This window comes from Sutcliffiella deserti (genome assembly GCF_020037475.1).
Lineage (GTDB): Bacteria > Bacillota > Bacilli > Bacillales > Bacillaceae_I > Sutcliffiella_A > Sutcliffiella_A deserti.
This window is the reverse complement of the sequence record NZ_JAIQDB010000011.1, coordinates 65,424-77,900: the sequence shown is the minus strand read 5'-3', so window position 1 is coordinate 77,900 and position 12,477 is coordinate 65,424. Positions and strand designations below refer to the sequence as shown.

11 protein-coding genes and 7 tRNA genes are annotated in these 12,477 nt (G+C 40.3%); 16 read left to right on the top strand and 2 right to left on the bottom strand.

What is annotated here, in order from left to right; all coding sequences use genetic code 11:
• Positions 1-41: 41 nt before the first annotated feature.
• The 7 genes from K9B36_RS15090 (at position 42) to K9B36_RS15060 (ending at position 1,048) form a co-directional block, all read left to right on the top strand.
• Positions 42-114, top strand: a tRNA-Thr gene (locus K9B36_RS15090).
• Positions 115-132: 18 nt separating this feature from the next.
• Positions 133-207 (top strand) — tRNA-Glu (locus tag K9B36_RS15085).
• A 34-nt stretch (positions 208-241) separates the two neighbouring features.
• A tRNA-Val gene (locus K9B36_RS15080) sits at positions 242-317 on the top strand.
• Between the two features lie 227 nt (positions 318-544).
• Positions 545-628 (top strand) — tRNA-Tyr (locus tag K9B36_RS15075).
• 151 nt (positions 629-779) lie between these two features.
• Positions 780-854: transfer RNA gene (locus K9B36_RS15070), tRNA-Gln, on the top strand.
• A gap of 2 nt (positions 855-856) precedes the next feature.
• Positions 857-929, top strand: a tRNA-Lys gene (locus K9B36_RS15065).
• Between the two features lie 43 nt (positions 930-972).
• Positions 973-1,048, top strand: a tRNA-Ala gene (locus K9B36_RS15060).
• Positions 1,049-1,411: 363 nt separating this feature from the next.
• Here K9B36_RS15060 and K9B36_RS15055 read toward each other — a convergent pair.
• Positions 1,412-1,801: a hypothetical protein gene (locus K9B36_RS15055; protein ID WP_223703155.1), complete on the bottom strand. Its 390-nt coding sequence runs from the start codon at positions 1,799-1,801 to the stop codon at positions 1,412-1,414.
• A gap of 339 nt (positions 1,802-2,140) precedes the next feature.
• Between K9B36_RS15055 and rocF the strand changes: the two genes are divergently transcribed.
• Positions 2,141-3,043 (top strand): arginase, encoded by a 903-nt coding sequence (gene rocF, locus K9B36_RS15050; protein WP_223703153.1) that lies wholly within the window; start codon positions 2,141-2,143, stop codon positions 3,041-3,043.
• A gap of 62 nt (positions 3,044-3,105) precedes the next feature.
• Here the strand turns inward: rocF and K9B36_RS15045 are convergent, their stop codons facing one another.
• Entirely contained in the window at positions 3,106-3,288 is a 183-nt protein-coding gene (locus K9B36_RS15045; protein ID WP_223703151.1) for an aspartyl-phosphate phosphatase Spo0E family protein, read from the bottom strand.
• Between the two features lie 284 nt (positions 3,289-3,572).
• Between K9B36_RS15045 and sigW the strand changes: the two genes are divergently transcribed.
• The 8 genes from sigW (at position 3,573) to K9B36_RS15005 (ending at position 12,351) form a co-directional block, all read left to right on the top strand.
• Positions 3,573-4,136 carry an RNA polymerase sigma factor SigW gene (sigW, locus tag K9B36_RS15040; RefSeq protein ID WP_223703149.1) on the top strand — a complete coding sequence of 188 codons (564 nt, stop codon included), beginning with the start codon at positions 3,573-3,575 and terminating at the stop codon, positions 4,134-4,136.
• Between the two features lie 18 nt (positions 4,137-4,154).
• Positions 4,155-4,784: an anti-sigma factor family protein gene (locus K9B36_RS15035; protein ID WP_223703147.1), complete on the top strand. Its 630-nt coding sequence runs from the start codon at positions 4,155-4,157 to the stop codon at positions 4,782-4,784.
• 672 nt (positions 4,785-5,456) lie between these two features.
• On the top strand, positions 5,457-6,278 hold the full coding sequence (cdaA, locus tag K9B36_RS15030) for a diadenylate cyclase CdaA (RefSeq protein WP_223703170.1): 822 nt from the start codon (positions 5,457-5,459) through the stop codon (positions 6,276-6,278).
• The gene (locus K9B36_RS15025) at positions 6,271-7,524 is read left to right on the top strand and encodes a CdaR family protein (RefSeq protein ID WP_223703145.1); all 1,254 of its coding nucleotides are present in this window, start codon (positions 6,271-6,273) and stop codon (positions 7,522-7,524) included. The genes cdaA and K9B36_RS15025 overlap by 8 nt, the downstream gene beginning before the upstream one ends.
• A 21-nt stretch (positions 7,525-7,545) precedes the next feature.
• Entirely contained in the window at positions 7,546-8,892 is a 1,347-nt protein-coding gene (gene glmM, locus K9B36_RS15020) for a phosphoglucosamine mutase (RefSeq protein ID WP_223703143.1), read from the top strand.
• A 474-nt stretch (positions 8,893-9,366) separates the two neighbouring features.
• Positions 9,367-11,172 carry a glutamine--fructose-6-phosphate transaminase (isomerizing) gene (glmS, locus tag K9B36_RS15015; protein WP_223703142.1) on the top strand — a complete coding sequence of 602 codons (1,806 nt, stop codon included), beginning with the start codon at positions 9,367-9,369 and terminating at the stop codon, positions 11,170-11,172.
• Positions 11,173-11,356: 184 nt separating this feature from the next.
• Positions 11,357-11,851, top strand: coding sequence for a GNAT family N-acetyltransferase (locus K9B36_RS15010; protein ID WP_223703140.1), 495 nt, complete (start codon positions 11,357-11,359; stop codon positions 11,849-11,851).
• A gap of 206 nt (positions 11,852-12,057) precedes the next feature.
• Complete coding sequence (locus tag K9B36_RS15005) at positions 12,058-12,351, top strand: hypothetical protein (RefSeq protein WP_223703139.1); 294 nt, start codon at positions 12,058-12,060, stop codon at positions 12,349-12,351.
• The last annotated feature ends 126 nt before the right edge of the window (positions 12,352-12,477 follow it).

The window sequence follows — 12,477 nt, the reverse complement described above, 5'->3', positions numbered from 1 at the left end:
AACCGAAGGGTCGTAGGTTCGAATCCTACTGGTGGAGCCATGCTTCCATAGCTCAGCAGGTAGAGCACTTCCATGGTAAGGAAGAGGTCACCGGTTCGAATCCGGTTGGAAGCTTTGAGAATATTATATAACGGCCCGTTGGTCAAGCGGTTAAGACTCCGCCCTTTCACGGCGCTTACACGGGTTCGAATCCCCTACGGGTCTCCAATTTTTATCGCACAAGCGAAGATATCCATTTAATGGAGGATTAGCTCAGCTGGGAGAGTACCTGCCTTACAAGCAGGGGGTCAGCGGTTCGATCCCGTCATCCTCCACCAAGATTATTTCACGTAATGAAAAGAATCAAATATTATTTTTTTATTTTCAAGTAGAAAAAAGAAAAAATAATTTTATATCCCTNCTGGGAGAGCACCTGCCTTACAAGCAGGGGGTCGGCGGTTCGATCCCGTCATCCTCCACCAAGATTATTTCACGTAATGAAAAGAATCAAATATTATTTTTTTATTTTCAAGTAGAAAAAAGAAAAAATAATTTTATATCCCTTGGAGGGGTAGCGAAGTGGCTAAACGCGGCGGACTGTAAATCCGCTCCTTTGGGTTCGGCAGTTCGAATCTGCCCCCCTCCACCATTTACTTCGAAATGTAAATCTCGAAGTTTTTATTTGGAAAGTTGTATAAACTTCACAGTATTAGAGATAATAAGGGAAGTTAACAGCGTTTCTTAATACATAGTGTTCTGAGAAAGCTATTCGTGGAAACTTTTAGAAGAAGACTAATCATTGGGCTATAGCCAAGCGGTAAGGCAACGGACTTTGACTCCGTCACGCGTTGGTTCGAATCCAGCTAGCCCAGCCAACGTGCCATTAGCTCAGTAGGTAGAGCATCTGACTTTTAATCAGAGGGTCGAAGGTTCGAATCCTTCATGGCACATATTTTTTTGTAGGAGTATATTCTCCTGCTTTTTTTTGTTTAGGGGGCCTTAGCGTAGCTGGGAGAGCGGCTGCCATGCGCGCAGGAGGTCAGCGGTTCGATCCCGCTAGGCTCCACCAATACTCACACACCTAGAATATAATCACTACATAAATAAAAACCTTAGGCGAATGTGCTTAAGTTTTTTTTTTTCTCTAAAAAATATAAATGTTAATCAAACTAGAGTAGAGTACCCGACTTGCTCTTAGGAGGCTGTGTTACCATAGCTGTTGTTTTCGGTGCAATCACGGAGCAGGTTATTATAGCTGCACATCTAAGCTTTGGATTGCGCCTCCGTAGCATCATGGAATCTAAATCCTTAGGCGTCCCATAACCTAGGGAACATCCATTTATACAATGCCACAAAATATAAACAGACAAGGGAGAGAATATAAATCCTGCTTTTCAAGTTATAACTTTAACTCAAATTAACTCGTAGGATGTTAGTATTCCCTTAGCAAACGTAACAGTTGTAATCCATCTGAAGGACGACCCTGATATGGCCGCCACCAACGAGGATAATTCATTGGAATCGCAGTTACGAGAAAACTAAAAATGTTAAAGATTGCAATGCCAAGTAAAACGGAGCGCAATTCTCCTTGGGGAAGACCTATCATTATTTTCCCAAATATGCATGCCAGAAGCAAAGATACGATAGGACCGCCTGCCAGGGCTGCAATCTTTTGTCGTTTATCTAGTGTAGCATCCCAGCTACAAAAACCAAAGTAAGCCCAGTTAATGTAAAAGTGAAGCCTGCCCATCGAAAAATTCGGATGATTTTTGTCCATACTGCCTAAGTAAATATGAGCATGTGACTTTGATGATAGAATCACTCCGATAGCATGTCCAACTTCATGTAAGAGGACACATATAGGGATTATGATGATGTAAAACAATAAGAATATAAATATTGATTTCTACTCCCTCCGTTTATACTTTTAACCTCTACTAACTAATGACCAGTTCCAAAATTCTCCTTCCTAATTTTAACATATCGCTCATGTGTAGTGTGTGAATTTTTAAAAATTAGCCGTAAATTTTAAAAGAAAACTCCTGTAATCAGCAATTGTTAAACAATTTAGAACTGCATATATATTCAACTTTATGTTGAGTTGAGTCATTGATCCATTTCCCTATACAATAGTGATAGAAGAAAAAGGGGGAGTTACAAGATGAAGAAAGCTATAAGTATTATTGGTGTACCGATGGATTTAGGACAAACACGTCGTGGAGTGGACATGGGTCCAAGTGCAATCCGTTATGCGGGGGTTGTGGAAAGACTAGAGCAGCTGAAACTTACGATTGAAGATTTAGGTGATATTGAAATTGAATCGAGAGAAAGAATTACGTCACCGAATGATGGTAATCTTAAAAATTTGAGTGCCGTTGCTAAGGCAAGTGAATCACTTGCAGCGAAGGTGGACGAGGTGCTTTCAAAAGGAAACTTTCCGTTAGTGTTCGGTGGAGATCATAGCATTGCGATAGGTACTTTGGCAGGGCTTACAAAGCATTATCCAAATATGGGAGTTATCTGGTATGATGCACATGGGGATCTAAATACTGGAGAGACATCTCCTTCAGGGAATATTCATGGTATGCCATTAGCAGTAAGTTTAGGTTTGGGAGATCCTGCCTTAACAAACATCGGAGGATTTGGGCCAAAGTTAAAACCGGAAAATATTGTGATTATCGGGGCACGTTCCTTAGACGATGGAGAAAAAGTGTTAATTAAGGAAAAGGGCATTAAAGTCTTTACCATGCACGAGATAGATAAAATGGGGATGACAGCGGTAATGGAAGAGGCGATCGGTTACCTGAAAGAAAGAACGGATGGGGTTCATCTTTCTTTGGATCTAGATGGTCTTGATCCACATGATGCACCTGGTGTCGGAACACCAGTATTGGGTGGTATCTCTTACCGCGAAAGCCATTTAGCAATGGAAATGCTTGAAGAAGCAAATATCTTAACATCTGCAGAGTTTGTTGAGGTAAATCCAATTCTGGATGAGCGAAACAAAACAGCTACTGTTGCAGTGGCACTAATGGGGTCACTTTTTGGTGAAAAGCTCTTATAATCAGTAGATTTAGACAGAGGAACTGAATTGAATATATAAAGAAAAAAATAATCCAGCAACGCTTAATTCGTTGCTGGTTTTTGGTTTACTTGCAGGTACAAGTATTCATTTATTAAATTATCGAGCGATTTGCTCGCATCAATTACTTCTTTGGATTGAAGATGATTGCTGAAGGATAGTCGAATCATTTCTTCTCTTTTTCTCTCAATCGCTTCTTGCAGGTGAACGGCAGCATGGATAGACATTATAACACCCCTCTTAATTGGTGATAAAAATAATTTTAGTAAATACTACCCGGTATTATCCTTTTCTAAACATTTTTAGTCATTTTTTGTTAAAATAAGTTTATATAGAAGGCACTTTTCTTAAGACTCTGTTAAAAACCGTTGTTGATTTCCGCAATAGGTTACGCTAACAGGTTATACCAACTTAGGTAAAAGCAACAATCAATGTGAAAACAGAAAAAAAATGAAACCTTTTTGGGCCAGGTTCGTATGTATAGACAACCGCCAGACAACGGGGGAACGGAATGGAAGAATTAATCAGAAAAAGAATAAAACAAGTTAAAAAAGGCGATCAAGATGCGTTTGGGGAGATTGTTGAAATTTATAAAGACAAAATCTTTCAGCTGGTGTATCGTATGGTTGGGAATGCACATGAAGCAGAGGACGTTGCACAGGAGGCGTTTATTCGAGCCTATATTAATATCAACAGCTATGACATTAATCGTAAATTTTCTACGTGGCTATATAGAATTGCTACAAACTTGACGATTGATCGAATTCGAAAGAAAAAGCCTGACTATTATCTGGATGCCGAAGTGGCAGGAACAGATGGATTAACCATGTATTCCCAGGTGGCGGCAGATATTGCACTACCAGAAGAAGAGGTCGAAAGCTTGGAACTGCAAAATGAAATTCAAAGGCAGATCTTAAAGCTTCCCGATAAATATCGTTCAGTGATCGTTTTAAAATATATTGATGAGCTCTCATTAATTGAAATTAGCGAGATACTGGAAATACCAGTTGGAACAGTAAAAACGAGAATTCACAGAGGGCGAGAAGCACTAAGACAGCAATTGCGCCATGTTTAATTCTGGAGGTGTAAGAAAATGAAGAAATGTCCGGAACATATCGCCCAGTTTATGCATGAGTATCTAGATGGTGACCTAGAAAGTGAACAGGAACAAGAGCTAAAAGCACATCTTCAGGAATGTCAGAATTGTTTTCAACAATTTCATGAATTAGAGAAGACCATTGCGCTTGTACAGAGCACATCTCATATAGCAGCACCAAATGATTTTACTCAAAAGGTAATGAATAGTCTACCAAAAGAAAAAAAACGAATTGGGATGAATCGTTGGTTGAGGACACATCCATTATTGGTTGCTGCAGCCATCTTCTTTATTTTAATGACAGGAAGCCTAATGGGTGGATGGCAGGAGGATAAATTATCTTTTACTAATCAGGCCGGTTTGGTAGTAGAGGAGAATACAGTGGTTGTACCGGAAGGAAAGACTGTCAAAGGTGATGTTGTCGTGAAGAACGGGAACATCAGGGTGGAAGGTGAAGTGCAAGGCAATGTAACGGTCATTAATGGAACGGTCATTGATGGCGATAATTATTTGGCTTCGGCAGGAGAAGTAACAGGAGATATAAAAGTAATAAATGAAATGTTTGATTGGATTTGGTTTTCCATTAAGGATGGATTTAAAAAAGCGGTTAGTATTTTTACAGAATAGGACCCATAAGATGCCTGCGTTTAGAGGCATCTTTTTCTATGGCTTTTAGTCGGAGCTGGTCGAGCCGCTTCCACTTTTCTTGATGTCTAGTTGCAGCGGCTAGCTCCTCGAGTCATAAGTGAATTTCTTCCAGAGGTCAAAGAGCGACCTCTTGCATAAATTCCCTTATGCTTGTCGGAGCTGGTCGAGCCGCTTCCACTTTTCTTGATGTCTAGTTGCAGCGGCTAGCTCCTCGAGTCATAAGTGAATTTCTTCCAGAGGTCAAAGAGCGACCTCTTGCATAAATTCCCTTATGCTTGTCGGAGCTGGTCGAGCCGCTTCCACTTTTCTTGATGTCTAGTTGCAGCGGCTAGCTCCTCGAGTCATAAGTGAATTTCTTCCAGAGGTCAAAGAGCGACCTCTTGCATAAATTCCCTTATGCTTGTCGGAGCTGGTCGAGCCGCTTCCACTTTTCTTGATGTCTAGTTGCAGCGGCTAGCTCCTCGAGTCATAAGTAAATTTCTTCCAGAGGTCAAAGAGCGACCTCTTGCATAAATCCCCCTATGCTTGTCGGAGCTGGTCAAGCCGCTTCCACTTTTCTTTTAATTTTATGATATAATAGCATGGTTACGGTTTTCGTACATGATACATAAATCTTGTACTGATAAAGGAAGTGTGATGATGCCTTTTGAGATACCTTATGGGGATTTGCCATATTTAGGCTATTTAGCAAATGTGATAGATATATTATTGGTGTGGTTTGTTATCTACAAGCTCATCATGGTAGTTAGAGGGACAAAGGCTGTTCAGCTTTTAAAGGGAATAACAGTCATTGTTGTCGTACGAATAATAAGTAGCTTTTTTGGACTGAGCACTCTACAATGGTTGATGGACCAAGCTTTAACATGGGGTTTTTTAGCGGTTATCATAATTTTTCAGCCAGAGCTTCGTCGTGCTCTTGAACAGTTAGGAAGAGGAAAATTGTTCTCAAGAAGCGGTATTCCAGATGAAGAGGAATATGCCAAAATGGTCGAGGCGGTTGTGAAGTCGGTTCAATATATGGCCAAGCGACGGATCGGTGCGTTGATTTCAATAGAAAGAGAAACGGGCATGGGAGATTACATAGAAACAGGTACGCCTCTTCATGCACGAGTTTCTTCCGAGCTTTTAATAAATATCTTTATCCCGAATACTCCTCTTCATGATGGAGCAGTTATTTTGCAGAAAAACCAAGTGGCTGCAGCTGCTTGTTATCTTCCATTATCGGAGAGCCCTTTTATTTCTAAGGAACTAGGGACCAGGCATCGTGCAGCTTTAGGGATCAGTGAGGTAACGGATAGTTTGACCATCATTGTTTCCGAGGAAACGGGAAGTATTTCTGTAACGAAAAACGGGGAGCTTCACCGAGATCTAGAACCGGAGATATTCAGTGATATGTTAATGAAAGAAATGGATTCAAGTATGAATACAGCTTCCTCAACACGCTGGCAATGGAGGGTGAAGAAGGATGGATAATTTTATTGGTAAACGATGGATTATGAAGATTATTGCATTGCTTCTTGCCTTAATGCTCTATATGTCCGTTAATATTGAGATAACATCCACCCAACAACAGAGAGAAACAAGTCCTTCTCCATTCCCGAGTGCTAGCACGGATACAGAGACAGTTACGGATGTACCTGTCTCTGCCTATTATGATCGTGACACTCAAGTAGTAACTGGACTTCCGCAAAGTGTCACCATCACATTAGAAGGACCAACCAGCACATTGAAGCCAACAGTACTTCAAAAGGACTTTGAAGTATATTTGGACTTAACCAATTTGGAATTAGGAACACATCAAGTTCCTCTGCAATGGCGGAACTTATCAGAAAGACTGGATGTTACTATTGAACCTGCGGTTGCCTCTATAACGATTGAAGAAAAAGTAACAGAGGATTTTCCGGTAGAGGTAGATTTTATTAACAGAGGGCTGATAGAAGAAGGATATGAACCTGAAAAGCCTATTGTAAAACCTAATAGTGTAAAAGTGACCGGCTCTAAAGAGCTTATTGATAGAATTGCGTTAGTGAAAGCAAGAGTTGATTTAGAAGGTGTAAATGAATCTCTTGAAGAACAATCAGGTGTGACCGTATATGACAGTGAAGGGAATACATTGAATGTAGAGGTAGAGCCAGCTGTGGTGGATGTAAGTGTGCCTATAACTAGTCCGAATAAAAAAGTACCATTAAGAATTAATCGACAAGGTTCATTGCAAGAAAACTTAAGTATTCTTCAAGTTGAAGCGGAGCCGAAGGAAGTAACCGTCTATGGTCCCAAGGGTGTGCTCGATGAACTAGAGTACATTGGAGGCATTGACCTTGATCTAAGCGATATTACGGAAAGCACCACCATTGAAGTGAATGTTCCAGTGCCTGATGGGGCAAGACGTGTGGAACCAGAGAAGGTTAATATAAGGGTAGAGGTGGAACAGGAAGAAGAAAAAACGTTCACGAATCTTCCTATACAATATATCGGACTGTCTGACAGCCTGGAGCTTGAGATGATTGATCCCGAAGATGGGGTAATGGATCTGACAGTGCTAGGTGCCCCTAGTGTTCTGGAGGGGGTAACCTCATCAGATATGGAAATTTATATTAATGTAACAGACCTTGCTGCGGGTGAGCATGAAGTACCATTAGAAATTAATGGACCTCAAGATGTGTCATGGAATTTACCGGAGCGAACGATGAAATTTAGACTAAGTGAAATTATAGAGTAAGATAAAAGGAGCGATTTATTTATGGGTAAATTTTTTGGGACGGATGGAGTACGCGGAGTTGCCAATTTGGAATTAACACCAGAAATTGCATTTAAAGTGGGACGATTGGGTGGTTACGTATTAACAAAGGACCATGCTCGACCAAAAGTATTAATTGGACGTGATACACGAATATCCGGTCACATGCTTGAAGGTGCATTAGTCGCAGGATTGTTATCCATTGGAGCGGAAGTGATGCGTTTAGGCGTGATATCTACCCCAGGTGTTGCTTATTTAACAAAAGCATTAGGAGCACAAGCAGGTGTGATGATCTCCGCATCCCATAACCCAATGCAAGATAATGGAATTAAATTCTTTGGTCCAGATGGGTTCAAACTTTCGGACGAACAAGAAGCAGAAATTGAAGCTCTTTTAGATGAGGAAACGGATCAACTTCCTCGTCCGGTAGGTGGAGACCTAGGGCAAGTGAACGACTATTTCGAAGGTGGACAGAAGTATCTTCAGTTCTTAAAACAAACAGTTGATGAAGATTTCTCAGGCATACATATTGCCCTTGATTGTGCACATGGAGCTACTTCTTCCCATGCAACTCATCTTTTTGCAGACCTTGAAGCAGATATCTCAACAATGGGATCCTCTCCTAACGGGTTGAACATTAATGATGGTGTCGGTTCCACACACCCTGAAACACTTGCGGAATTAGTATTGGAAAAAGGTGCAGATATCGGCCTTGCTTTTGATGGTGATGGGGACCGCATCATTGCGGTAGATGAAAAAGGGCAGATTGTCGATGGAGACCAAATCATGTTCATTTGTGCGAAATACTTGAGTGAACACAACCGTTTGCGTCATAACACAGTGGTGTCGACGGTTATGAGTAATCTTGGTTTCTACAAAGCTTTAGAAGCGAACAATGTGGAAACAAAACAAACAGCGGTCGGTGATCGTTATGTGGTCGAGGAAATGAAAAAAGGAAACTTCCTCTTAGGCGGCGAACAGTCCGGTCATATCATATTCCTTGACTACAATACAACAGGTGACGGGATGTTAACAGGACTACAGCTTGTAAATATCATGAAGCTTACGAAAAAGAGTTTATCAGAATTAGCTGGTGAAATGGAGAAATTCCCACAGTTACTGGTTAACGTGAAAGTTACGGACAAGCATCGTGTTACTGCTAATGAAAGAGTGAAAGCGGTCATTGAGGAAGTGGAAGAAGAAATGGCTGGCAATGGCCGTATTCTTGTTCGTCCTTCTGGAACGGAATCCTTGGTTCGTGTTATGGCAGAAGCTTCGACAAAAGACCTCTGCAGTGAATATGTAGAAAAAATTGTTGCGGTAGTGCGTGAGGAAATGGGCACAGAATAAACAAATAGACAAAAGAGAAAGATATGCATACATCGCACCGACCATGCGGTGTGTGCATATCTTTTAATATGGCTATTTTTAAGCAACTGAAAACAAAAGCTTTTTTTACTAAATGGAAGTTAATTAACATAATGATTGACGAAAAGGGTAAAGGAAGGTAAGATATTATTTGTTGTATTCAAGAATGGAAAGGAGCATAGTGGCAAAAGATTTCATTTAAAAGCGCCTGAACTAAGCGAAGAACGGGTATAGAATAGCTTAGTTGACGAGGTGGAGGTTTATCGATTTTTCGGCGGATGCCTCCCGGTTGACCATCACAACCGATTAAAGACCTGTATAAAGCATAAAGGCAACTTTTTGTACAAAGACAGGTACTATGATTGGAAAACTATAATAAAGGTAATGTGGGGGCAAGACTGTCCCCTTTATATGGGTTGCTTTCTTGTCCCTGCTACTTCAGGGAGGAAATAAATTATGTGCGGAATCGTTGGTTATATTGGAACACAAGATACAAAGGAAATCCTTTTAAAGGGCTTAGAAAAACTAGAATACCGCGGCTATGACTCTGCAGGTATTGCAGTAATAAACGAAGAAGGCGTGCACGTATTCAAGGAAAAAGGCCGTATTGCAGAACTTCGTAGAATCGTTGACAACGATGTAGCGGCAACAGTTGGTATTGGACATACACGTTGGGCAACACACGGTGTACCAAGCCAGGTAAATGCACATCCACACCAGAGCACATCCGGTCGCTACACGCTTGTTCATAACGGGGTTATTGAGAATTACTCCTTACTGAAGCGTGAGTATCTTCAAGGTGTAGAACTTCTAAGTGATACAGACACAGAAATTATCGTCCAAATCATAGAGAAATTCTCAAATGAAGGCAAAAGTACAGAAGAAGCATTAAGTGCTACTCTTGCTATTCTAAAAGGATCCTATGCCATTGCTTTAGTTGATAATGAAGATCCGGAAACAATCTATGTTGGAAAAAACAAAAGCCCATTACTAGTTGGTGTTGGAAAAGGCGACTTTAACGTTGTTGCTAGTGACGCAATGGCAATGATTCAAGTAACCGACCAGTTTGTCGAGCTTATGGACAAAGAAATGGTGATTGTAAGAAAAGAAGCGGTGACCATTAAAAAACTAAACGGTGAAATAGTGGAGCGTGCTCCATATACAGCTGAGTTAGATGCAAGTGATATAGAAAAAGGCACCTACCCACATTACATGTTAAAAGAAATTGACGAGCAGCCATTAGTAATCCGCAAACTTATTCAAAAATACCAGGATGACAATGGTGCACTTACAATTGACACAGAAATTATCCAAGCGATAAATGAAGCGGACCGCATCTACATTGTAGCAGCAGGAACAAGCTACCATGCAGGTCTAGTTGGCGCGCAAATGATTGAAAAGCTTGCAAAGGTCCCAGTAGAGGTCCATGTAGCAAGTGAATTTAATTACAACATGCCGATCCTTTCAGAAAAACCGTTGTTCATCTTCATCTCCCAGAGTGGAGAAACAGCAGATAGCCGAGCAGTACTTGTACAAGTAAAAGAGTTAGGCTACCCGGCTTTAACCGTTACAAACGTTCAAGGTTCAACGCTTTCTCGTGAAGCGGACTTTACACTTCTATTGCATGCAGGACCGGAAATCGCCGTTGCATCTACAAAGGCTTACACAGCGCAACTGGGTGTACTATCAATTTTTGCGGCTGTTCTTGCAGAATCAAAGGGCCACACACTGGAGTTTGATCTAGTTCAAGACTTAGGAATCGTTGCAAATGCAATGGAGGTTCTATGTGACGCAAAAGAGGAACTTGAAGAACTTGCACGCAAATTCCTTTCCACAACAAGAAACTGCTTCTTCATCGGCCGTACAATGGACTATTACGTTGGTCTTGAAGGCGCGTTAAAGCTTAAAGAAATCTCCTACATCCAAGCAGAAGGATTTGCTGGCGGAGAACTAAAACACGGAACCATCGCCCTAATTGAAAATGGTACACCTGTTATCGCAATCTCTACACAAGAACGTGTAGACCTTAGCATCCGCGGTAACGTCAAAGAGGTAGTAGCACGTGGTGCCAACCCTTGTATCATCTCCATGAAAGGCCTGGAAACGGAAGAAGACAGCTTCGTTGTCCCAGTGGTAAACGAACTGCTTTCTCCATTGGTATCTGTTATTCCGTTACAATTGCTTTCTTATTATGCAGCATTGCATAGAGACTGCGACGTTGATAAGCCACGTAACTTGGCGAAAAGTGTGACTGTGGAGTAATATATTACGGTGAAGTAACATTTTTGTTGAAAGACAAAATCTCATGAGATGTTAAATTTACAAATGCATATAAAATAATTTAAACCGAAGTTAACCAATTCACAAGTGGTTAAACTTCGGTTTTTTTATATGGAGGTAGGTAGAAAAATATGGTAAGATGTGAAAAACAAAGGGGAGAATTACAATGATAATTAGACCGATTGCAGTAAGTGATGCTGAAAGCTTTGTCGAGTTAAGTAAGAAGATTGATGAGTCTGGTTTTATGTTGTATGAACCTGGGGAACGAGAAACGACTGTAGAACAACAAAGAAAAACAATAGAAAGAATTTTATCTGATAAGAGGTCAATTTTCTTTGTATCAGAAGTGGAAAATAAACTTGTTGGGTTCATCGCAGCGTTAGGTGGCAATGTAAAACGAAACCAACATTCTGCATATCTTGTCTTAGGTATCCTTGATGAATATCAAGGACAAGGGATAGCAACTAAACTATTCAATCAAGTTTTTGAATGGGCAAAAGAAGTCGAAATTTCAAGATTAGAGCTTACTGTTATCAAAGATAATATAAAGGCATTCCACTTATATAGAAAAATGGGGTTTATTTTAGAAGGCGAAAAAGTACACTCCTTGATGATAAACGAAAAGCCTGTTAATGAATACTATTTATATAAGTTGTTATAAACTGTTTAATCATACCGTTAATTGCTCTTACAACTACGTAACAGACATGGGCTATTACAAAGCAGTTTCCGAGGTGTTTCACAATGGATGAAATGTTTAGAGGTTGTGTAACTCTTGAACCTTTATACAATAGTTAACCACATTTATAAAGGTTAACTTACTAGTAAAAGAGATATAAACTCCAAAAGAATAAGGGATGGGGAAGAATGGATATTTTATTAACTATACTTATTATGATAGTTTTCACAGGAGTAGTTTCTTACTTTATTTACTTTGTTGGGAAAAAGAAATACCCAAAAATAAGCAAATATGTCCCTGCGATTGCCTCAGCAGTTGGAGTGGCATGCTTATATCTAAAACTAGAACTAAATCTATACACCCACGCATTCACTGGAATCTATGATATCCTGGGGATCATTTTACTATCCATTATATTTGGTATCTCCATTATTGCAGCACTAGCAATTGAACTAAACAACAAAATAAAGAGCAAAATTTAAAGAGTAGGAAGCATGGGGACGGCCCTCATGATCCTCCCAACAAACTCCAACTATTTAATCAGTGCCTTCCTCCTGTTTAAAATAAAAGGTATCTAAGAGCAAATGTAAGTAGGCTACCTAATACGC

Bases quoted from the DNA above. Each gene is read 5' to 3' on its own strand.
- rocF (WP_223703153.1), top strand. From the start codon at position 2,141: ATGAAGAAAGCTATAAGTATTATTGGTGTACCGATGGATTTAGGACAA.
- K9B36_RS15045 (WP_223703151.1), bottom strand. From the start codon at position 3,288: ATGTCTATCCATGCTGCCGTTCACCTGCAAGAAGCGATTGAGAGAAAA.
- sigW (WP_223703149.1), top strand. From the start codon at position 3,573: ATGGAAGAATTAATCAGAAAAAGAATAAAACAAGTTAAAAAAGGCGAT.
- K9B36_RS15035 (WP_223703147.1), top strand. From the start codon at position 4,155: ATGAAGAAATGTCCGGAACATATCGCCCAGTTTATGCATGAGTATCTA.
- K9B36_RS15025 (WP_223703145.1), top strand. From the start codon at position 6,271: ATGGATAATTTTATTGGTAAACGATGGATTATGAAGATTATTGCATTG.
- glmM (WP_223703143.1), top strand. From the start codon at position 7,546: ATGGGTAAATTTTTTGGGACGGATGGAGTACGCGGAGTTGCCAATTTG.
- glmS (WP_223703142.1), top strand. From the start codon at position 9,367: ATGTGCGGAATCGTTGGTTATATTGGAACACAAGATACAAAGGAAATC.
- K9B36_RS15010 (WP_223703140.1), top strand. From the start codon at position 11,357: ATGATAATTAGACCGATTGCAGTAAGTGATGCTGAAAGCTTTGTCGAG.
- K9B36_RS15005 (WP_223703139.1), top strand. From the start codon at position 12,058: ATGGATATTTTATTAACTATACTTATTATGATAGTTTTCACAGGAGTA.